Origin of the sequence: Chryseobacterium aquifrigidense (assembly GCF_006716485.1) — a bacterium.
GTDB classification, from domain to species: Bacteria; Bacteroidota; Bacteroidia; order Flavobacteriales; family Weeksellaceae; genus Chryseobacterium; species Chryseobacterium vietnamense.
In genome coordinates, this window is the sequence record NZ_VFPD01000001.1 from 1,852,672 (window position 1) to 1,873,217 (window position 20,546).

20 protein-coding genes and 3 tRNA genes are annotated in these 20,546 nt (G+C 35.4%); 9 read left to right on the forward strand and 14 right to left on the reverse strand.

Annotation, left to right across the window (positions count from 1 at the left end; genetic code table 11):
• The first annotated feature begins 61 nt into the window (after positions 1-61).
• Together FB551_RS08265 and FB551_RS08270 are read left to right on the forward strand one after the other, a co-directional pair.
• On the forward strand, positions 62-1,693 hold the full coding sequence (locus tag FB551_RS08265) for a M1 family metallopeptidase (protein WP_142016685.1): 1,632 nt from the start codon (positions 62-64) through the stop codon (positions 1,691-1,693).
• 134 nt (positions 1,694-1,827) lie between these two features.
• Positions 1,828-3,684: a M61 family metallopeptidase gene (locus FB551_RS08270; protein WP_142016687.1), complete on the forward strand. Its 1,857-nt coding sequence runs from the start codon at positions 1,828-1,830 to the stop codon at positions 3,682-3,684.
• A 138-nt stretch (positions 3,685-3,822) separates the two neighbouring features.
• Here FB551_RS08270 and FB551_RS08275 read toward each other — a convergent pair whose 3' ends face one another.
• From FB551_RS08275 to pepE, 4 genes are all read right to left on the reverse strand, one after another.
• Positions 3,823-4,998 (reverse strand): sensor histidine kinase, encoded by a 1,176-nt coding sequence (locus FB551_RS08275; protein ID WP_047429594.1) that lies wholly within the window; start codon positions 4,996-4,998, stop codon positions 3,823-3,825.
• Between the two features lie 7 nt (positions 4,999-5,005).
• Positions 5,006-6,379 (reverse strand): D-alanyl-D-alanine carboxypeptidase/D-alanyl-D-alanine endopeptidase, encoded by a 1,374-nt coding sequence (dacB, locus tag FB551_RS08280; protein ID WP_142016689.1) that lies wholly within the window; start codon positions 6,377-6,379, stop codon positions 5,006-5,008.
• A gap of 122 nt (positions 6,380-6,501) precedes the next feature.
• Positions 6,502-7,350 (reverse strand): hypothetical protein, encoded by an 849-nt coding sequence (locus tag FB551_RS08285; RefSeq protein ID WP_142016691.1) that lies wholly within the window; start codon positions 7,348-7,350, stop codon positions 6,502-6,504.
• Positions 7,350-8,042 carry a dipeptidase PepE gene (gene pepE, locus FB551_RS08290; protein WP_142016693.1) on the reverse strand — a complete coding sequence of 231 codons (693 nt, stop codon included), beginning with the start codon at positions 8,040-8,042 and terminating at the stop codon, positions 7,350-7,352. Before pepE ends, FB551_RS08285 begins: the two co-directional genes overlap by 1 nt.
• A gap of 194 nt (positions 8,043-8,236) precedes the next feature.
• Between pepE and FB551_RS08295 the strand changes: the two genes are divergently transcribed.
• The gene (locus FB551_RS08295; RefSeq protein WP_226798648.1) at positions 8,237-8,767 is read left to right on the forward strand and encodes a tetratricopeptide repeat protein; all 531 of its coding nucleotides are present in this window, start codon (positions 8,237-8,239) and stop codon (positions 8,765-8,767) included.
• 317 nt (positions 8,768-9,084) lie between these two features.
• Here FB551_RS08295 and FB551_RS08300 read toward each other — a convergent pair whose 3' ends face one another.
• Positions 9,085-9,573 (reverse strand): YdeI/OmpD-associated family protein, encoded by a 489-nt coding sequence (locus FB551_RS08300; RefSeq protein ID WP_047429581.1) that lies wholly within the window; start codon positions 9,571-9,573, stop codon positions 9,085-9,087.
• Between the two features lie 268 nt (positions 9,574-9,841).
• On the opposite strand from FB551_RS08300, the gene fsa reads away from it, so the two are divergent.
• Entirely contained in the window at positions 9,842-10,495 is a 654-nt protein-coding gene (gene fsa / locus FB551_RS08305) for a fructose-6-phosphate aldolase (protein WP_047429579.1), read from the forward strand.
• A 71-nt stretch (positions 10,496-10,566) separates the two neighbouring features.
• Here the strand turns inward: fsa and FB551_RS08310 are convergent, their stop codons facing one another.
• The 5 genes from FB551_RS08310 to FB551_RS08330 all read right to left on the reverse strand — a co-directional run bounded on the left by FB551_RS08310 (position 10,567) and on the right by FB551_RS08330 (position 15,393).
• Entirely contained in the window at positions 10,567-11,427 is an 861-nt protein-coding gene (locus tag FB551_RS08310) for a GLPGLI family protein (RefSeq protein ID WP_142016695.1), read from the reverse strand.
• A gap of 16 nt (positions 11,428-11,443) precedes the next feature.
• Positions 11,444-12,010, reverse strand: coding sequence for a sugar O-acetyltransferase (locus FB551_RS08315; protein WP_142016697.1), 567 nt, complete (start codon positions 12,008-12,010; stop codon positions 11,444-11,446).
• A 158-nt stretch (positions 12,011-12,168) separates the two neighbouring features.
• Complete coding sequence (locus tag FB551_RS08320; protein ID WP_142016699.1) at positions 12,169-13,059, reverse strand: GLPGLI family protein; 891 nt, start codon at positions 13,057-13,059, stop codon at positions 12,169-12,171.
• 64 nt (positions 13,060-13,123) lie between these two features.
• Positions 13,124-15,022 (reverse strand): M56 family metallopeptidase, encoded by a 1,899-nt coding sequence (locus FB551_RS08325; RefSeq protein ID WP_142016701.1) that lies wholly within the window; start codon positions 15,020-15,022, stop codon positions 13,124-13,126.
• A gap of 5 nt (positions 15,023-15,027) precedes the next feature.
• Positions 15,028-15,393: a BlaI/MecI/CopY family transcriptional regulator gene (locus tag FB551_RS08330; RefSeq protein ID WP_047385363.1), complete on the reverse strand. Its 366-nt coding sequence runs from the start codon at positions 15,391-15,393 to the stop codon at positions 15,028-15,030.
• 501 nt (positions 15,394-15,894) lie between these two features.
• On the opposite strand from FB551_RS08330, the gene FB551_RS08335 reads away from it, so the two are divergent.
• A complete protein-coding gene (locus FB551_RS08335) occupies positions 15,895-16,461 on the forward strand; it encodes a glutathione peroxidase (protein WP_047429573.1) in 567 nt (188 codons plus the stop codon).
• A gap of 270 nt (positions 16,462-16,731) precedes the next feature.
• Entirely contained in the window at positions 16,732-17,313 is a 582-nt protein-coding gene (locus FB551_RS08340) for a hypothetical protein (protein ID WP_047429571.1), read from the forward strand.
• Positions 17,314-17,657: 344 nt separating this feature from the next.
• On the opposite strand, the gene FB551_RS08345 is transcribed toward FB551_RS08340, so the two are convergent.
• Positions 17,658-18,104 (reverse strand): GNAT family N-acetyltransferase, encoded by a 447-nt coding sequence (locus tag FB551_RS08345; RefSeq protein ID WP_142016703.1) that lies wholly within the window; start codon positions 18,102-18,104, stop codon positions 17,658-17,660.
• Positions 18,105-18,288: 184 nt separating this feature from the next.
• On the opposite strand from FB551_RS08345, the gene FB551_RS08350 reads away from it, so the two are divergent.
• From FB551_RS08350 to FB551_RS08360, 3 genes are all read left to right on the forward strand, one after another.
• Complete coding sequence (locus FB551_RS08350) at positions 18,289-19,002, forward strand: 2OG-Fe(II) oxygenase (RefSeq protein ID WP_142016705.1); 714 nt, start codon at positions 18,289-18,291, stop codon at positions 19,000-19,002.
• Positions 19,003-19,029: 27 nt separating this feature from the next.
• The gene (locus tag FB551_RS08355; RefSeq protein ID WP_142016707.1) at positions 19,030-19,281 is read left to right on the forward strand and encodes an Ada metal-binding domain-containing protein; all 252 of its coding nucleotides are present in this window, start codon (positions 19,030-19,032) and stop codon (positions 19,279-19,281) included.
• Between the two features lie 100 nt (positions 19,282-19,381).
• Positions 19,382-20,152, forward strand: a complete 771-nt coding sequence (locus FB551_RS08360) for a GLPGLI family protein (protein WP_142016709.1) — start codon at positions 19,382-19,384, stop codon at positions 20,150-20,152.
• A gap of 85 nt (positions 20,153-20,237) precedes the next feature.
• On the opposite strand, the gene FB551_RS08365 is transcribed toward FB551_RS08360, so the two are convergent.
• The 3 genes from FB551_RS08365 to FB551_RS08375 form a co-directional block, all read right to left on the reverse strand.
• Positions 20,238-20,310: transfer RNA gene (locus tag FB551_RS08365), tRNA-Met, on the reverse strand.
• 38 nt (positions 20,311-20,348) lie between these two features.
• A tRNA-Met gene (locus FB551_RS08370) sits at positions 20,349-20,421 on the reverse strand.
• A 38-nt stretch (positions 20,422-20,459) separates the two neighbouring features.
• A tRNA-Met gene (locus FB551_RS08375) sits at positions 20,460-20,532 on the reverse strand.
• Positions 20,533-20,546 lie beyond the last annotated feature (14 nt).

Below are 20,546 nucleotides of genomic sequence, written 5' to 3' on the forward strand. Positions count from 1 at the left end.
ATTTCCGGCACGGGCTATTAATTTAATTTTATACTTTTGAAAAGATTTAATAAAAGTTCAAATGAAAAAGTTGTCATACACACTCTTATTTGCATCGGGACTGGCTTTTGGACAGTTCTTTGAGAAAGATAAGGTTTTCACGAAACAGGATACTTTAAAGGGTTCCAATACTGAATTCAGAAATTTTTGGGATGTCAAGAAATATGATCTTTCCGTAGAACCGGATTTTGAACAGAAAAGCATCAAAGGAAATAATAAAATCAGCTTTGAGATTATAAAAGATGTTACCAATCCTGTTTTCCAGATAGATCTTCAGCAGCCCATGAAAGCTGATAAAGTAGAAGGAAACTTTCCTGTTGCCAATTACAAACAGGATGGAGACTTTATTTTCATTACAGCGAATAAGAAATTCAAAAAAGGCGAAAAATATACGATTAACGTGATCTATTCCGGAAAGCCCACCATTGCTAAAAACGCACCCTGGGACGGAGGATGGGTTTTTACTACAGATGAAAAAGGAAATCCATGGATGACTGCTGCCGACGAGGGAATAGGAGCTTCCATATGGCTTCCTACGAAAGATATCTGGAGCGATGAACCTGATAACGGAATCATTATGAAAATTATCACGCCTAATGATCTGGTAGGTGTAGGTAATGGCAGACTCACTGATAAAAAAACAAACGGCAATAAAACTACTTATACCTGGGAAGTTAAAAACCCTATCAACGCCTACTCCATTATCCCGAGTATAGGAAAATATGTCAATTTCAAAGATGTATTTGAAGGTGAAAAAGGAAAACTGGACCTGGATTACTGGGTCATTGACTATAATCTGGACAAAGCAAAAAAACAGTTTCAGCAGGTAAAACCTATGCTCTCCGCATTTGAATACTGGTTTGGTCCGTACCCGTTTTATGAGGATTCATACAAACTTGTAGAGTCTCCTCACCTTGGTATGGAACATCAGAGCAATGTAGCCTATGGAAACAAATATCAGAACGGGTATCTTGGAAGAGATCTTTCCGGGACAGGAGTTGGATTAAACTGGGATTTCATTATTATTCATGAAAGCGGCCACGAATGGTTCGCCAATAATATTACCGCAAAAGACCAGGCTGATATGTGGATCCATGAAAGTTTCACCAATTATTCCGAGACTCTTTTCACGGAAAAATATATGGACAAAAAATCTTCCGAAATCTATGTTCAGGGGATCAGGAAATTGATAGACAATGATGTTCCTGTTATTGGTCAGTACGGCGTAAGAAATGAAGGTAGCGGAGATATGTACCCGAAAGGCGCCAACATGATTCATACTATAAGACAGGTCATCAATAATGATGAAAAATTCAGACAGATTTTAAGAGGTTTGAATAAAGATTTTTATCATCAGACGGTTACCACCCAGCAGATAGAAAATTATATTTCCTCAAAATCGGGAATCGATTTTTCAACGGTGTTTGATCAGTACCTGAGAACAATAAAAATCCCAACCCTTGAGTATGCTCAGGATGGTGATACTTTAAAATTCCGTTATACCGATGTGGTAAAAAACATTAAATTACCTATAATCATCGATGGTGATCAAACCATAAATCCAACAGAAGAATGGCAGACCGTAAAGCTTAAAAAGAATACTCCTGTTGAACTAAACCCCAATTATTATATTAATTATAAGAATATTAAATAAAGAGAAAGGGCAGATTCGCACACCAGCGGATTTGCCTTTTTGCTTTTTGACTCTAAAATTTTAAGAAAAGTTTAATACTTTCGTCGTAACAAACTCAAAAAAAAAGCAACTATTTAACTATTAATTTAAACCTAATGAGAAAAACAGTACTTAGCCTTGGTATTTTTGCTGCTTTTTTAGCAAATGCTCAGTCTATAAAAACTACCATTGACCTTGTCAATGTAAAAGATGATAAAGTAGCCGTTACCATGGAATTTCCGAAAATGAAATCCGGTGATATTAAATTTCATTTCCCAAAAACAGTTCCGGGGACTTATTCTGTAGACGATTATGGAAGATTCATCGAAGGAATCAAATTTTACGATAACAAAGGAAAAGAACTTACGTATACTAAAGTAAACGACAATACCTACTCATTGAAAAATGCTCAGGCACTTTCCAAAATCTCATATCTTGTCAATGACAGTTTTGATGATGAATTAGATACATCAAAGCATAAAGCTGTATTTTCTCCTTCAGGAACTGATATTGAAGCAGGAAAAGTATACATGATTAATACTCATGGATTTATAGGATATATTGAGAATATGCAGGATGTTCCTTATCAGCTTGTTGTTCAGAAACCAACTGATTTCTATGGAACCACAGCATTGGTAGATCAGGATAAATCTGAATCTACAGATACCTATACTCTTGCCAACTATGCTAAGGTGACAGATTCTCCATTAATGTACACAAAACCTGATTATATTACCTTCAATGCCGGAGGAATGGATCTTGTATTGGGTGTATATTCTCCGACAGGAAAATACAAAGCTGCAGATTTTAAAGAAAATCTTGAAAAAATGGTTGTTGCCCAAAAGAAATTCCTTGGGGATATGAACACCAATAAGAAATATGCTATCATGCTTTATCTTTCCGGTGGTGACGGACCTAATGTAAAGGGATTCGGAGCCTTGGAACACCACGAATCTACAAGTGTGGTACTTCCTGAAGGAATGCCGAAGGATGCTATTGACAATACCATTACAGATGTGGTTTCCCACGAATTTTTCCATACTGTAAACCCTCTGAAGACCCACTCTGAAGAAATTCACTATTTCGATTATGCAGATCCGAAAATGTCTCAGCACTTATGGATGTACGAAGGTGGAACAGAATATTTTGCCAATTTATTCCAGATTCAGGAAGGGTTGATCAATAAAGATCAGTTCCTTGAAAGAATCGGTGAAAAGATTGCCAACTCCAAGAGCTATGATGATACGATGCCATTTACGGTAATGAGTAAGAATGTATTGGTAGAGCCATATAAAGATCAGTACAGAAATGTATATGAAAAAGGAGCTCTTTTAGCCATGTGTTTAGATATCGAGCTTAGAAAACTGTCTAACGGAGAAATGGGATACCGTGATATGATCAGAAAACTGTCTCAAAGATTCGGAGAAAACAAACCTTTCAAAGATGATAAACTGATTGACGAACTGGTAACGGTAACCGGATATCCTCAGGTAAAAGACTTCTATAACAAATATATTGCAGGAAACCAGCCAACACCTTATGCTCAATACCTGAACATGGTAGGAGTAGATATTAAAAAGCAGGAGAGCCATCCTTTATTCTGGTTTATCAAAGATCCGAACCAGACAGGTTTTGATGAAAAGACCAATGCTTTCGCTTTTGACGATCATTCTGCACTGTCTCCATTTGCAAAAAGTATCGGATTTAAAATCACAGACCAGGTGCTTGCTTTAGATGGCAGAACAGTAGATATCAAAAAAGTACAGGATTTTATCGGATATACCAGAACTATCAAAGACGGACAGGAAGTTACGGTAACTATCTTAAGAGATAATGCCGGTAAGAAAGAGAAAATGACATTGAAAGGAAAAGCGATTCTGGATAAAATGACTATGGAAACACCTGTATTTAAGGCGAATCCAACTCCGGAAGAACTGAAACTACAGACTCAGTGGCTTACGGGTAAAAAATAAAGAGAAAAGCGGGGAAATTTTCCCCGCTTTTTATTTTTCTAAGGTTGATTTTATTATTTGATACAAACCTAAGATTATGTGGTACAAACCTAACAGGTTTTGAAAACCTGTTAGGTTTTTTTATTTATAAAAGTATAATTAAAGAACTTCCTCTTTTTTAATCGTTATTCTAAAGGTGCTCCCCTTTCCTATTTCCGTCTGAGAAATCTTGATATCTCCATTGTGATATTCATGAATCACTCTTCTTGCCAAAGACAGTCCTAGTCCCCAGCCTCTTTTTTTGGTAGAATATCCCGGATTAAAAGCATTTCTGGCCTGCTGTTTTGTCATTCCGCTTCCGTTGTCCTTTACTTCAATTAAAATATTTTTATTTCTTTCAAAAACAGACATGGTGATTGCTCCTTCTCCTTTCATTGCATCCACGGCATTTTTCACCAGATTTTCAATTACCCAGCTCATCAGAATTTTATTGTGGGGAACAAGAACGGTATATGTAGGAAGATTGAGTGTAAAATTGACCTTTCTGGAGATTCTTGTTTTTAAATAATCATAATTCTCCTGAATGGTTTTATTGAAATTTCTATCGTTCAGCTCAGGCACAGAACCTATTTTTGAGAATCGTTCTGAGATCGTTCTGAGTCTTTCAATATCCTTTTCTATCTCATGTACTCCTTCTGATTCAGGATTATCAAGCTTCATAATTTCCATCCAACCAATCATCGAAGATAGCGGAGTTCCGATCTGATGGGCAGTTTCTTTTGCGAGCCCCGCCCAGAGATATCCTTCGTCCGTCTTTTTAATGGTCTTGAAAAACCAGAAAGAAAAGCCAAAATACAGTAAAATAAACAGTCCTAAAATATAGGGGGAATACCGGAGATTATTAAGCAGACGTGAGTTGTCATAATATACAAACTGATTATTTCCATCCGGTACTTTGATTTCAATAGGATCATAATTTTTCTCCATATTCCGGATCAGATCCTGCAGTTTTTCAGGATTCTTAATTGTATTTTCAGGAATATTTCTATAATATCCAAGATCAAGAATCGGGTTCTTGTATTTATCCGTTACGATGAACGGAATGGTATTGTTGATATTCAGAATATCCGGCAGCAAATCCAGAACATCTGTATCCGGAGTTTTCACTTCCTGCTGTATTCTTATCGCTTTGGAAAGAAGGCTGATTCTTTTGATCTCCTCTTTTCTGAGAAAATTAATAAGCGATGTTGAGGCCACTACAATAGCAATAACCAAAGTAGTCATAACAACAAAAATGATCCAGTTATTCAGTCTGGTGAGTATGGATTTTCTCAAAGGTATTTTATTTTAAAACATTCAGGATTTTCTGCAGCTCAGTATTTCCGCTTCCCTGATAGTTGTTGATGATAATCGAAAATACATATTTTTTCCCATCTTTTGCCGTGTGATATCCGGCAAATGATTTGGTATCTCTCATGGTTCCGCTTTTCATCTTCATGCCATTATCCTGAACCGGAAATCCATCATAGTACGCTTCAAACCAGGATTGTTTTTTTGCATATAAAAGAGCCTGTACTTCTGCTTTTGCAGCAACATAATTCTGTGGAGAAAGTCCGCTTCCATCAGCAAAATTGATCATATTAGGATTAATTCCCTTCGATTTCCAGAATTCTTTCAGATAAGAAACCCCGCTTTTGAAGCTTGAATTTCCCTTCTTCTCTTTTCCTAAAGTTTTAATCAGTGTTTCACCGTACAGGTTGATACTTTTTCTCAGAAACCAGTATACAATTTTATCCAGAGTCGGAGATTGATAAGTAAGAAGAATATTATTTTTCGGAGCTGCCAGGGCCTGCTTTCCTTCTATTTCCAGCTGAGAATTTGTTACTGCTTTTCCTGAAAGTTCAATTCCGGATTCTTTCAGCCATTGTTTTACTTCTACGGCCAGCTGTAGTGGCGGATTGGGAGTAGAACCGGAAACCGTCACTGTTTTTCCTGCCGGAAGCATTCCGTTAATCAGAGCGACATCAGAATGAGGAGCGGTAAAAATCAGACTTTGATCTGAGCTTCCTCCTGCTTTCAGGTCATTCAGCCATTTCACACCTTCCAGCGGATAAGAAAAGCTTTTAAAATCGGTTCCGTTAATATTGATATCAAACTGGTTTTCTTTCCAGTTAATTCCCCAGACTCCGGCTCCGTAGTAATTACCCAGATCATCCCAGGGCCAACCTCCGGGAATCGTTTGATGGTCAAAATAAGAATCATCAATAACAAGATCTCCTGATATTTTTGTGATCCCTGAGTTTTTAATTGCCTCAACCAGCTTCTTTTTAAAATTTTCAGGCTTATAGGCATCATATCTCCAGCTTCCTAATGTAGGATCACCGTTGGAGCTGATGAAAAGATTTCCGTTCAGTGTTCCTCCGGAGATATTTCCGGAATAGCTTGAAGTGGTTGTGAAAGTATAGTTTTTCCCTAATGTTTCAAGTGCTGCGCCTGCCGTGAAAATCTTCTGTGTAGAAGCAGTAGAAAGTCCTTTATTTCCCTGATACTCGTATATAAAATTGCCGTTTTCATCGGAAACATAAAAAGATAAGCTGGAAGATACAGCTCCCGAAGAGTCCATAAGATCTTTTGTTACTTTATCTAATTTTTGAGCTATATTCTGCGCAGCAACTATCTGTACAGAAAGCACGAGAACAGCAAGTGTTTTTTTCATTGCATTGTTGTTTGGGTCCGGACAAATAAGGTTCAAACAATTCAAGGTAATTGTAGAGATACGACCTCGTGGCTGAACCTTTTCGTATATTTAATTCTAATCAAATATAGTTAAAATAAAAGCTATTCATACTCCCGGAGATCATCGGAAGTGAAAAGAATGTGATGGTCAGGAGATTTTTCAAATGAACGATCATGTTTAAAATATTTCTCGTAATCATCTTCATCCATAAAAATATCCATCTGACATTCTTTTATATAGTTTGATTTTTCTCCGTACTCCTGAATAAAATAACCGTTATCATTCCATGGTTCATGATGGCAGCGCAGACAATTCTTTTGGTGTACGGCCTTATTCCCACATATTTCACAATCCTGTAAATATTGAAATAATGTTGAAATTTCACTTTGATTTTCTTTCGGGAAAAGTAAAAGAGGAATAGTTTTTAAAAGCAGGTAATAATTGGGCTCCTGCCATGAAAAATATTTCTTTCCTTCCCAATCATTCAGGTCTGTGTAAAGACACAACTTCTGAAGGTCATATTCAACCTCAGCTTTTACAACATTTTTAATATTCAGAACGGTCTTATTGTTTCTTGTGATATTTTGTTTATTATCAATTTCAATAACCGGCTGCTGTTCCAGAAAATGATTCAGACATAATGTGGTCTCCCATGAGCCTATGGTTCTTATTTTACCTTCGCTGCCACAGATCTCACAAGTCTTTACTGATAATTTCGAATACTTATCCCTGATATTTTTAAGCTTGTCATTGAGGGCTTCGTCTTCAGAATAGGTATAGCATCGCAATTCCCCGAACTTTTCCTTCCCAAAGACATTATATTCCAGGTTCCATCCTGCAATGGCAAACTCAAACAGCAATTTCCGGATCAGTTCTTCCCATCCGGTACTGTTCACAGAAAAATTGGTCAGATTTCTTTCTATGAAAAGATTGATTTCTTCTTTGTTCATTAAAGGCTGCTTCCTGCTTCTATTTCGTAAGGTTCTTTGCCTTTTTCAAAAATCCTTGTCAACTCACTTCCTTCTACGGTAATGGAATTATCTGTTCTTCTGATCCAGTTTCCTTCTCTAAGTCCTACCACTTTGATATCATTTTGGGTAAGGAATTCCTGAATACGGGTTTCTCTGGTTTCTCCATTATGCTTCAGATCCGGATTAGGATCAAGATAATGTGGATTGATATTGAAAGGCACCACTCCCATACAATCGAAGCTTGGCGGATATACAATCGGCATATCGTTCGTAGTTTTCATATTCTGACCTCCGATATTACTTCCGGCACTGCATCCAAGATAAGCTTTTCCTCCCGATACATTTTCTTTCAGAACAGACATCAATCCTTCTTCGTGTAATGTTTTAACCAATAAAAAAGTATTTCCGCCTCCGGTAAAGAACCCTTTTGCCTGATGAATGGCTTCTTTTTTATCTTCGAACTCATGAAGTCCTTTCACTTTTATATGGATGGTTTCAAAGAAAGAGCGTGCCTTAGCAGTATAATCATCATGAGAAATTCCACCTGGTCTTGCAAAAGGGATAAAGACAATTTCGTCAATTCCTTTATAGAGTTGGATTAATTCTTCTCTTAAGTATTCCAGATATTCTCCACCAAAAAGTGTGGATGTTGAAGCTAATATGATATTCATACCACGAAATTATAAGTATTATTAAAAAATGAATCACAAAGATAGCCTCAAAGATCAACGAATCAAAAATTAAACTAAAAAAATCCTATTTCTCGTTAATATTTTCTAAAAAAACTTAAAGGCTCTAAAATTTAAGATTTTGTGGAATTATTATTGAATTTTAGATTATGAATTTAAAATATAAGATTATGAAAATGAGTAAAATTAATAGCCTATTTTTAGGTTTAATACTAGCAGGAAGTGTAAGTCTTGTAAATGCACAAACGACTCAGCCTGAAACTTCAGCGGCAACGAGTCAAACAACCAATCCAACTATCGAAGATCTTAAAAAACAGATCGCGGCCAATCCAAAAGATGCAGAATCATTAGCAAAACTGGCTAATGCTTATCAGGAAGCTTCAGACTGGCCAAATGCTATTGATACATGGAAAAAAATATCAGTTTTATTACCGGACTGGGCTCCCGCTTATTACAGCCAGGCCTATGCCTATCAGTCTGCAAAAGATGATGCCAATGCAAAAATTGCTTACGAAAAGTATATTGCAACGGTAAAACCTGAAGAAGTAGAGCAAAATAAGAAGAATCTGGCGTACGCTTACTTCTATCTTGCCTTTACAGAGCAGCAAACTGATCCTAATAAAGCAAAAGAACATATTGCGAAATCGATACAGTATGATCCTACCAACCAGGATGCTGTGAAGCTTAGCAAAGCATTAAATTCTTAGTAAAAATGAAATGCCGGAAAGTTTTTCCGGCATTTTTATTTAGTTATATATGTTTTTTTAAATTTAACGCAAAGATCAAGTAAATGCTGTTAAATTTTTGAGGAAGCCAAGGGTGGAATCAATTTCATTGATTCTTTCTAAGCGCATGTATGTCATAAATAAAGCTTCATCAGCGACATTGTCGCTTTCTTAGCACATAGGAATAAGAGAATTTAAGCTAATCTTTGCGTTAATTTTAAAATATATTTTTTGTGCAGAGTTACTTTTTTTTAATTCCAGATTTCTTGTATTATTTGAAATTTTGTCTTGCTATGATCCTACTCGATCATTTTTCCGTAAAAATCTGTTTCACCATGTAAATGGCGGATGATTCTCTCAATATTTCTCTGGATACTGGCTTCGGTTTTTAAATTATTGATATACCGGATCAGCTCATGTTTTCTTGAAGGAATCAGGTTTTCGAAATTCGCTGTTGCCAAAGCACTTTCTTTAATTGCTTTTTCTAACTGAGGATGGATAGAAATACTTCTGTCAGCATCATCATATTCCACAGCAACTTCAATAACTTCTCCGATTCTTTTTGGCGAATTTTTCAGCATGGTCAGGTTTACATACAGTCGCCATTCACCCAGATATTTCATGAGGTTTTGTTTAAATTCTTTCCCATTCACAGTTCCTTTTACAGGTATCGGGCTTTTATTTCTTCCGGACTTTTCAAAAATCATATCCAGAATCTCTTCCGGAACAAATACAAAAGGATTAATTCCTATGATTTCCAATTTGGCGGTGAAAGTGTTGTTTTTCATGGATAGCAGAATTTAAATGATAGATGATAGATGATAGATACAAAAATAACAGTTTGGCGGATAGGTATGGAATTTCTTTTTTATTTTCAAAAACAATTACTCTCATAAGCTCCTACATCCAAACCCGTTTTACCCTCAAACCCTCTCACTCTCCTATCCTCAAACCTGCCAACCGTAAACCCCGGATCCCTGAACCCCGTAACTCAAAATTCATACCTCAGAACCCAATTAATTCCCTATATTTGTATCAATAAATCTATTTATCAAAATGAAATTTTTTATTGACACAGCTAATTTAGAGCAAATTAAGGAAGCAAGAGATCTTGGAATTTTAGATGGTGTAACAACCAACCCTTCATTAATGGCAAAAGAAGGTATTCAGGGAGCTGAAGCAATCAAAAACCATTATAAAACGATCTGCGAGCTTGTAGACGGAGATATTTCCGCAGAAGTTCTTTCTACAACATATGAAGAAATGATTAAGGAAGGAGACGAATTGGCTGCTATCCACCCGAATATCGTTGTAAAAATTCCGATGATCAAAGACGGAATTAAAGCTTTAAAATATTTTTCTGACAAAGGAATCAGAACAAACTGTACTTTAATTTTCTCTCCGGGACAGGCTCTTTTGGCAGCAAAAGCAGGAGCAACTTATGTTTCTCCATTCTTAGGAAGACTAGATGATATCTCTACAGACGGTCTGAACCTTATTCAGGAAATCAGATTGATTTTCGATAACTATATGTACGAAACTGAAATCTTAGCAGCTTCTATCCGTCACTCAATGCACATCATCGACTGTGCTAAAATTGGAGCAGACGTTATCACTTCACCACTTCCTCCGATCTTGAGCTTATTAAAGCACCCATTAACAGACAGCGGATTGGCTCAGTTTATTGCAGATTCTCAGAAATTAGCATAATCATTGATCCTTTTCACAATATAAAAATCCCGGAACGCTGTTCCGGGATTTTATTTTTATAATGTTCATATTTATTTCAGCAGGTCCAGTTCAAGAATATTATTCTGTTTTTTAATATTGGCTTTGGCTCTGGCTTCCTGATCTCTGCTTGCCTGTACCGGGTCCAGTATTTTTCCGGTACTGTCTCTCATTTCAATGATAGTTCCCTCTGCCAGCATTTGCTTTTGGCTCTTCATAGGATCCTGACGGTAATCATTAAAAGCTTTTTTAAATTTTGCTTCGTTGAGTGTGATAAGGGTATGATAACGCTCTTTATCTTTGGTACTTATCCATTCATATCCGGCCGGAAGTTTCTGGCTGCCTTTTAATTCGAATGAATGAGAGTGGGTATTATCTTCAACTTTTACGATCAATCCCGGAAGTCCATAAAATTTGTACGGCCCATCCTGAATGGGAAGATCTGTAGTAAACCATGCCGTCCATTTTCTGCCGGCAAAGTCACAAACAGCTTTCTGCGTATTAAATTCTCCAATTTTTTCTTTTTCCGGAAGAACTTTCCAGTTCTGTTTTCTCTTTTCCTCTACCTGATATTCATCAGAACCCAGAGTGGTGAAGAAGTTAGTAGAATATTCGGGATACATTTTTTCAATGTTGTAGCGTATTTTGCCTTTAAACTTAAAATTTCCCAGGTTAATATTTAAGCTTTGGGTATCTTTTTCAGTAATAGCCCTCATCGTAGAGTCGGACTGAAAATAATCTTTGCTATAAAATTTGGATCCTTTGGAGGCTACTTCCAGATACATCGTTTCACTTAACTGTTTGTCCCTCTCCGTAGAGTCTGTGATAAATTTATACTCGTAGATGAATCTCTGATTCTGTGCATGAGTCATTACAGCCCATATAAGACTGAATAGAATGATCATTTTTTTCATGGTTAGTTTTTAGTTTTTAGTTTTTTTCTGTTATAATTTTAACAACCTTACACGGATTTCCCACTGCCACTACATTATCCGGAATATCTTTTGTGACAACACTTCCTGCTCCAATTACCGAATTATTTCCGATAGAACCCCCCGGAAGCACGACCACATTACCTCCCAGCCATACATTATCGCCTACCTTGATGGGATGTGCATATTCAAGACCTTCATTTCTTTGTTGAACATCAAGCGGATGACCTGCTGTATAAAAACTGCAATTGGGGCCGATAAACACATTATCACCAAACTCTACTTTAGCACAATCTAAAATAATAAGATTATGATTGGCATAGAAGTTCTCTCCTACAGTTATATTATATCCGTAGTCACACCAGAAATTGGGTTCTATACAGATATTTTCCTGTATACTTCCAATAATTCTTTTGAGGAGCCTGTATCTGTTTTCTGTATCTGAGTTTTTCAGTCCATTATACTCCTGACACAGATCTTTGCACGCAATGCGTTCCTGAATCAGTTCATTATCATAGTTGGCATTGTATAAAAGCCCAGCTGCACATTTTTCCTTTTCTGTCATGAGATATAACGTTGATTGCTATTACTTATTGTTCATTGAAGATAATAATATATCCTAACATTATGAATTGATATTTGTCATTTTTCATATGACTTCTTTTGCTAAAAAAACAGGATGACAAAAAATGCCATCCTGTAGATATTAGAAAATATATAATTTTACTTGAACAAATCGGGTTCTATTTTATTGTTATTTTTTAATTGGTCTTCTTTTGCTCTTTTTTCAATGTTTCTGTACATCTCATTGGCATCAATCGTTTTTCCATCCTGATTTTTCATTTGTACTACAGCTCCTGCAGGAAGAGTACTCATCGTTTGTTTCATATCTTTTGTAGGATCAGCCAGATAATCTTTCCAGGCTTTTTTAAACTGCTTTTTGCTGATCTCTATTTCTTTACCTCCGAAACCAATGGTAGTAAGACCCGGTATCTGGGGATCATCCTGTGTTACAGCTTCCGTTTTTTTGTTGCCGATTAATGTCATGATATGTGACCCTGTCTTATCCTCAACTTTAACGATCAGCCCTGGAAGTCCATAGAATTTATAGGGTCCGTCCTGAAACGGGATATCTGTAGAAAACCATGCCGTCCAACTTCTTCCTCCATAGTTTGTGGTTGCTTTTTGGGTGTTATATTCTCCTATTTTTTGTTTTTCAGGTAATATCTTCCATTCAGGTTTTTGGTCTTCCGGCATTTTATAGGTGGTATTTCCGATATTTTCAGAGAATGAAACACTATACTCCGGATACTTTTTTGTAACCGTTGAGGAAATTGCTCCCGGTTTAATATTTTTTTTGATATTGATGCTGCCTCCAAATCCTCCTTTCATCTGCTTGGCAATATCAGCTTTCATTGTTGAATCAGTAACAAATTTTTCGCGGCTGTAATATTTAGATCCGTTTTTATCAATATCCAGAAACATTACATCATTTTTCACTTCTGCTCTATTGGTAGAATCAGAAATATACTTATAGTCATAGAAAAATCTGTTTACTTGAGCGTTAGCAAACACCCCTAAAAATGCAAGTAAAATCAAATATTTTTTTTCCATAATTTATGCTAAATCGTATTAAAAAGGCTTTGCCAATCTGAAACTGACAAAGCCTGATGGTACTTTATTTCTTTGTCTCAATTCTTATCTCTCCTTCGGTCCCTTTTACAAGACTTCCTTTGATAACATTCATCCTCGCGATATTTTCAGGTTTTAAAGTATTAATATCTTCTTTAGAACTCTCTTTTCCGTCTATATAATATTTATATCTGAAATCATCTCCGGCACTTATATTGAATTTTTTTACTCCATTCATTGAAATGTTGCCATTCCCATCTTTTTTAATAAAATCAGCACGCATTACCATCACGTTGGGAGAAGAGCTCACCATCGTAAAATTGCCTCCTCTGAAATTTTGTGCTATTTTTTCTGTTTCCAAGCGGGCTTTTTCAGCTTCTTTTCTGATTCTGTCTGCATCAATTCTGATTCTTTCACTCTGTACCCTGATTCTATCTCCTTCAGCTCGTGCTCTGTCACCTTCTATTCTGGCTTTCTCTCCTTCCACTCTGGCTTTTACGGCTTCCTTCATTGCTTTTTTAGCTTCTGCCATCGCTTTGCGTACTTCTTCTTTTTCTTTAGGACTAAGATCCTTATAGTAGACGGTATTGTTATTTTTAAAATAAACTACTTTCGCTTTTGGAGCCTGAGGTTCATCCGGTGCATGAGGTGGTGCGGGAGGAACCATCTGTTTTACTACTCTTGCAGCCTCTCTTCCCGCTTTTTTAGCCGCTCTTTTTATTTTACGAAGCTCTTTTTTACTGAGCGGGTCCATATTTTCAAGTTCCTTCATCTGATTTTTCCATTCAGCAGAATTGAAATATTCATCCACTTCAACTTTGGAAGCCATCTCTCCTATCTCGGATGCCAGGTTACTTATTTCTTCAATTTTATCACTGAAGGCATCACTTTCCGGATCCAATCCATCCAGCTCTTTCTCTTTTTCTTTTATCTTTTTTTCAAGCTCAGTTAATTTTGTATGATCTTGTGGTGGTACAGTTTTTAATTCTGTAATAGTTCCATCAATTGATTTTTCAGGTCTGATTGTGTCTTTCTTGATTTCTGAAACTGCTTTTTTGATGGTAAGATTTGTTTCTTCAATTTCTCTGTTTTTAGCATTTACCAGATAAGCAAAAGCTACTGAGAATACAACCGGCAAGGCAAAAATTCTTCGCGCATATCCGAATTTGGTTTTTGGTTTTTGTAACATCTTAAGTCTTTTTTTTAGGTTTGAACTTAGAAACGGACTGGTAACAGGCAACTGTGTTCCGGAAAAGTGGCTTGCTAAAAGCATCTGCGCAAATGCTTTGGTGTCCGATTGTTTTACGGCTTTTTTATCAGCCAGATATTCGTGGATTAAATTAATTTCTTTTTTAATAATATGAAAAAACGGATTGAACCAGAACACAGAAGTAATAATCTCGATAAAGATTTTATCAAAGGAATGTTTCTGCTCAATATGTACCATTTCATGCTTTAGTATCTGTTTTCCGACATCAGAATTCAAGGTAATTGTATTCTTCCAGAAAAGATTTTTAAAGTATGAAAATGGAGCTTCGGTAAGGTCTGTACGGTAAAAATTGATCCCGTCAAAGCTTTCTTTCTGAAATTGGTTTTTAAACTGCTGGATTTTGAAAATCCCGTACAGCAGCTTCCCTAGAAAATAGAGAGAAACCAGTCCCAGAGCTGAAAAAATAATGTTAAAATAAAGGTTACCATTGTTTATATTTTTTTCTGTATTAAAATTCTGAATCTTATTAAGAAGCATGTATACATCACTATTGACTTCTATCGTAAAATCATCTACTTTGATAAGTGGCAACAAAAGTGATATCACAATGGCTCCCAGCAGATAAAATCTGTTATAATGATGGAATGTCTTGTCTTTTAATGACAACTGATAGTACAAAAACGTTACACCTGAACATAATATAACTTTCCCAAAGTATAAAAGTATTGCTTCCATAGGTCTTAGTCTTTGTTTTTGAGTTCATCTAATAGCATCTCAAGATCTTCTACTGTCATTTCATTTTTTTCTACCAAAAATGAAACAGCACTTTTATAAGAGCCTTTGAAATAGTTTTTCACCAGACTTTTCATCGTCTTCCCGGAGTATTGTTCTTTTGAAACCAGCGGGAAATACTCATGTTGTCTTCCATGTACACGATAATCTACAAATTCTTTGTCTTTCAATACTTTTAAAATGGTAGAGACCGTATTGGTATGTGGCTTCGGATCCGGAAAAAGATCAAGAACATCTTTAAGAAACCCTTTTTCTATCTTCCATAAATACTGCATTACCTGTTCTTCTGCTTTTGTTAAAGTCTGAATTTTCATATCCTGTTCATTTATCAGTTATATTGATATAAAACTTTTCAATTCTATATCACTAAGAAATTAGTTATACAAATGTAGAAATAAATTTGAATCTAACAACTATTTTTTTAGTGATAAAACAATTGCAATTTTAAGTAATTGAAAATCAATGAAATAAAAATAGTTAAAATTTATTAAATTTTTAATGAATTGATTTATTAGCTGTTTATTTTACATAAAATTATTTGATTTGGTTTTTATTTTACACTAAGAACATCTAATTGTTCCGGGTCTTGAAGAGTGAATTCATTAGCTTTGGGAACAATCTTTGTAAGGGTTTACACTCTTGCAGGGATCATAAGCCAGATCAAAAAATTCAAAACAATTACAAAATAGTATTGCAGGAGGATCTATTAACCGTAAATTTGATATGATTCGGCAAGAAACTAACCTGTAAAAATCAAAATTGCAGGAAAAGCGGTCCATCATTCAACATATAATTAATAATAAAATCTTTTCAAAATGAAAAAAATACTTTTTATCGGAATGGTACTTATGGGAATCATAGGCCTTTCATCATTTATTAAGCCGGATGAGTCCAGAAGTCCAAAACCTGCAAAATCAATTTATGATTTTAAGATTGAATCCATCGATGGCGGAAAAATTGATTTTTCTGAATACAAGGGGAAATACATTCTTATTGTGAACACGGCATCCAAGTGCGGATATACTCCTCAATACAAAGGATTAGAACAGCTTTACAAAGATTACGGTGATAAACTGGTTGTGGTAGGATTTCCTTCTGATAATTTTGCAGATCAGGAGTTTCATGATAATGTGGAAATAAAGTCTTTCTGTGAAAAGAACTATGGTGTAACCTTTCCTCTTACCACAGCGGTAGATGTAAAGGGATCAAAAATCACTCCGGTATTTGACTATCTTACCCACAAGTCTCAAAATGGAGTAATGGATGCGAAAATAAGCTGGAACTTCAACAAGTTTCTGATCAGCCCTGAAGGAAAATTACTGGAGCATTTTGACTCTAAAGTTGTTCCTGAAAGTGATAAAATCACCCATTATTTCAAATAAATACTATTTACAAACACTACTATCATTATTAGTAGTGTTTTTTTATCCTTGCACAACAACCTCTTTACATTGGATGATAATTCATACACTAATTGAGTTGTATTAACAATTTAAATTATAAAAATCACTTCAATAAAGTCCCTGAACGCATCATTTTTACAACAATGAATAGTATACATTATAGAATTGTTAAATTTTATTAAATAAATATTAAAATGTATTTGTTTTAACCGGGAAATTATATTTATTTTAGTGCTTTAAAAATTTCTCATGAAAAGATATAATTTATTGATTGTACTATTACTGCTTATTTTCAATGTTACGACAGCACAAAAGAAGGGTTCTCCTGCTGCCGATCTTAGCATACTAAAAGATACAAAATCAAAAATCGAAGCTACCGTTCCATTGGTTATTCAGCATCTTCAGACAATCTCCACAAAAGAAGGAGATAATAATATTGTGAATAACGGAAAGATTGCTTTAGGTAGAGAATATGGTATTTTAGAGTCTGAATGGTTTTTATATAGAAACAATATGAAAAACTGTATCCTGAACAATTCTTCTAAAAAAGCTAAGAAATGTATGGAATATCATAACAATATGTTGAGAGGTACGATGATCAATTACAACAACTATATTACCAACCTTACCAGAAAGAACGGTTATTTGGGAGTTGAGGGAGATACAAAATTTGAGTTCAAACCTGCTGACATCGCTACCAAACTAAGTGAAGCGTATTTCAATGCAAACGATGCTGCCGGCAGAATGAAAGCGGATCAGAAAAGAGAATTTTTGGGACAGACTATGTCTGATGACAACAAGCTTACTCCTTACGCTCAACTGGCACAATAATATTTAAATCATATTAAAAAAATAAAAAAGAGAATGGCAATTGCCATTCTCTTTTTTTGTTCAAAAGCAAAAAATCTCCGCCGTAAAAGCAGTTTTGTGGTACTAATCATAAAACCCTTGGGGAAAAAGTAGAAAATTAGGCAGAGATTTTTTTGCATATGCTCTACAGATCAACTGTCCTACCCATGATCTGTAAGAGCTTTACAAAAATAGGACTATACCCTTCTGCTGGCTGAAAATACCTGTAGAATTAAACGTTCAAAACTGTAGAACTAATACTACTTGTCGCTATAGAAGTAAAAATACCTCAAGAAAGGTTCCTATGATTATTGAATATTTTTATTCTATTTCCACCAGTGGTAGTAATTATGCAATCCGTCATATTCAAACCCACAGCGTGGATACAGTGTATTTCCTATGTCATTCGTTTTTTCTGTTTCAAGCATCAGTCCACACGCTCCTGTTTCCTCACACCATTGTTTGCTGCGGTCAATTAATGCTACAGACAGTCCTTTTCCTCTATACTCCGGATGAACAAACAAATCACTTAACAGCCACTGCTTTTGTAATTTGGTATAATGAAATAGTTTATAAAGCTGTACAAAGCCTACCGCTTTGCCCTCCGCTATCACAAGAAAAATATCAGATTCGCTGTTTAAAAGCCTTTCTTTGAGAAAAGCTTTTCCCTTTTCAACATCTGACTCCTGTCTGTAAAAAACACGATAAAGATTGAACAACTCAGCCGTTTCATCAAGATCCTCAAGACTTGCCTTTTTAATAATGTAATTCATTGTTATATCTATTTTTATTAACAGGGCAAAAGTAACTTTTAACAGGATCGGTAATATCATCCAGAAATATATTAAATCCATAGGCCAGATACCATAGTCAGCTTTATTTACACTTAAAATACCGCATGTTTCGGATTGTACTATTCCGAAGAACTATAGATTTTTGCAGAATAAAATCAAAACAATGAAAGATATCATTCATAAAATCAAGAATATTGACTGGCAGAGCATTACCGAAACCATGCATGAAAACGGATATGCTATAATTCCTAATCTGCTTTCTGAAGAGGAATGTGAAATAATGAAATCAGATTATGATCAATCAACATTTTACCGTAAGACAGTTGTTATGGCAAGACATCGTTTTGGATTGGGTGAGTATAAATACTTCAACTATCCATTACCAGCAATTATTCAAACCATAAGAACAACCATTTACCCCTATCTGGCACCTATTGCCAATGCATGGTTTAAAGCTTTACATATTGACACTCAATTTCCTTCAGATCATCAGGAGTTCTTAGATCAATGCTATCTAAACGGCCAACAAAAGGCGACGGTTTTAATTTTAAAATATGGAAAAGGCGGATTCAATACGCTGCATCAGGATTTATATGGAGATATCTATTTTCCCATTCAGATCGTTGTAATGCTCAGCGAACCTGATAAAGATTTTATGGGTGGCGAGTTTGTGCTTACCCAGCAGATTCCCAGAGCACAGTCAAAAGCCATTGTTTTAAAACCTAAAAAAGGGGACGTTCTTATTTTTACAACTCAATTTAAACCGGGAAAAGGAACAAAAGGGTACTACAGAGTCAATATGAAACATGGCGTAAGTGAAGTTAAAGAAGGAAACCGGTATGCTTTAGGTATTATTTTCCATGATGCAGCCAGTTAATTATTAAATGTTATAAAAAGATAAATCATGATTCAGCATTCTCAACTATCATCTGAAAATCTGAGAAGTAAAATCCACAGCAGAGACATTTGTTTTGGAGGGAATAAAAAACTGAAAATCTACGGATTACTCAGCTGCCGTTCAGGAAAAAGAATGAAGATGGAAAACAGGGTTTTCTTTGCAGATGAAAAAGAAGCTCTACAAAACAACTATCGTCCGTGTGGTCATTGTATGAAAGAAGTTTATAAAAAATGGAAGAAATCAATTGTTAATAGATAAATTTTAAGGACTTAATCAAATAATCTATAGAATTATGGATTCTCATCACATTGGTTCAAATCAAATTTATATTATTGCGAAACATTAATTATTTTTAATCATGGTAAAAATAGTATTTGTAGGATTATTTGTTTCGTGCTTCCTGGTTATTTCAGCACAAAATAAAGCTGTTATGGAAATTAATTATGAGACTAAGTTAATTTCTGATAGCTTAAATAGGGAAAAAGTAAAAGTTTATTCATCAGTTTTACTATGTAATAATACCGAATCAATTTATTGCAGTGCAGAAGCTAAAGCATATTACAAAGGCAATTCCACACCAACTATAAATACAAATTATGGAAATATACCAAAATATCCTAAAGCTGTAGAAAGTATCTATAAGGCTAAAGGTGTTATTCATGCATATCTTCCAGTAGGAAAATATATTTTTTCATTTGAGGAACCTAAATTAAACTGGGAAATTTTAAATGAAATTAAATATATACAAGGTTTTAAATGCCAGCTGGCAAAAACCATAACCGATACAGGAGATCTATTTTTTGCGTGGTTTACGAATGATGTCGCGATTTCGGATGGTCCATTTCGTTTCAAAGGACTGTCCGGTTTAATTTTGGAAGTCTTCAATAAAAATAAAACCATCGAAATATATGCAACAGAGGTTAAGAAATCTGACGAAATTATAGAAACTCTGCAATATTATAGTGAGGTTAAAGCTAAAAATAAGAAACAGTTTTTGGAAGCGAGAAGAAATTTCCACGAAAATCCTTCAATATATAATGGCAATTTGAAAGTTGTAGATTCCAATGGCAACGACAATACTAAAATTATGACAGACCGGTTGAAAAATACAAATACTTTTCTTGATTAAAAATTACTTTCTGCAAGTGCATTAGCTATTTTTTACGATATAAAAAAATCGGTATAACAATAAGTCATACCGATTTTTCGTTTAGTAGCGGGAACCGGACTCGAACCGATGACCTTCGGGTTATGAGCCCGACGAGCTACCTACTGCTCCATCCCGCGGTATATTTTTAGAGTGTTTACCGAAAACACTTGCTTAGTAGCGGGAACCGGACTCGAACCGATGACCTTCGGGTTATGAGCCCGACGAGCTACCTACTGCTCCATCCCGCGGTGTATTTTTAGAGTGCTTACCGAAAGCACTTGCTTAGTAGCGGGAACCGGACTCGAACCGATGACCTTCGGGTTATGAGCCCGACGAGCTACCTACTGCTCCATCCCGCGGTGTATTTTTAGAG

What these genes read in the sequence shown, in the direction of transcription:
- FB551_RS08265 (WP_142016685.1), top strand. Translation starts at nt 62, where the DNA reads ATGAAAAAGTTGTCATACACACTCTTATTTGCATCGGGACTGGCTTTT.
- FB551_RS08270 (WP_142016687.1), top strand. Translation starts at nt 1,828, where the DNA reads ATGAGAAAAACAGTACTTAGCCTTGGTATTTTTGCTGCTTTTTTAGCA.
- dacB (WP_142016689.1), bottom strand. Translation starts at nt 6,379, where the DNA reads ATGAAAAAAACACTTGCTGTTCTCGTGCTTTCTGTACAGATAGTTGCT.
- FB551_RS08285 (WP_142016691.1), bottom strand. Translation starts at nt 7,350, where the DNA reads ATGAACAAAGAAGAAATCAATCTTTTCATAGAAAGAAATCTGACCAAT.
- pepE (WP_142016693.1), bottom strand. Translation starts at nt 8,042, where the DNA reads ATGAATATCATATTAGCTTCAACATCCACACTTTTTGGTGGAGAATAT.
- FB551_RS08295 (WP_226798648.1), top strand. Translation starts at nt 8,237, where the DNA reads ATGAGTAAAATTAATAGCCTATTTTTAGGTTTAATACTAGCAGGAAGT.
- FB551_RS08300 (WP_047429581.1), bottom strand. Translation starts at nt 9,573, where the DNA reads ATGAAAAACAACACTTTCACCGCCAAATTGGAAATCATAGGAATTAAT.
- fsa (WP_047429579.1), top strand. Translation starts at nt 9,842, where the DNA reads ATGAAATTTTTTATTGACACAGCTAATTTAGAGCAAATTAAGGAAGCA.
- FB551_RS08310 (WP_142016695.1), bottom strand. Translation starts at nt 11,427, where the DNA reads ATGAAAAAAATGATCATTCTATTCAGTCTTATATGGGCTGTAATGACT.
- FB551_RS08315 (WP_142016697.1), bottom strand. Translation starts at nt 12,010, where the DNA reads ATGACAGAAAAGGAAAAATGTGCAGCTGGGCTTTTATACAATGCCAAC.
- FB551_RS08320 (WP_142016699.1), bottom strand. Translation starts at nt 13,059, where the DNA reads ATGGAAAAAAAATATTTGATTTTACTTGCATTTTTAGGGGTGTTTGCT.
- FB551_RS08325 (WP_142016701.1), bottom strand. Translation starts at nt 15,022, where the DNA reads ATGGAAGCAATACTTTTATACTTTGGGAAAGTTATATTATGTTCAGGT.
- FB551_RS08330 (WP_047385363.1), bottom strand. Translation starts at nt 15,393, where the DNA reads ATGAAAATTCAGACTTTAACAAAAGCAGAAGAACAGGTAATGCAGTAT.
- FB551_RS08335 (WP_047429573.1), top strand. Translation starts at nt 15,895, where the DNA reads ATGAAAAAAATACTTTTTATCGGAATGGTACTTATGGGAATCATAGGC.
- FB551_RS08340 (WP_047429571.1), top strand. Translation starts at nt 16,732, where the DNA reads ATGAAAAGATATAATTTATTGATTGTACTATTACTGCTTATTTTCAAT.
- FB551_RS08345 (WP_142016703.1), bottom strand. Translation starts at nt 18,104, where the DNA reads ATGAATTACATTATTAAAAAGGCAAGTCTTGAGGATCTTGATGAAACG.
- FB551_RS08350 (WP_142016705.1), top strand. Translation starts at nt 18,289, where the DNA reads ATGAAAGATATCATTCATAAAATCAAGAATATTGACTGGCAGAGCATT.
- FB551_RS08355 (WP_142016707.1), top strand. Translation starts at nt 19,030, where the DNA reads ATGATTCAGCATTCTCAACTATCATCTGAAAATCTGAGAAGTAAAATC.
- FB551_RS08360 (WP_142016709.1), top strand. Translation starts at nt 19,382, where the DNA reads ATGGTAAAAATAGTATTTGTAGGATTATTTGTTTCGTGCTTCCTGGTT.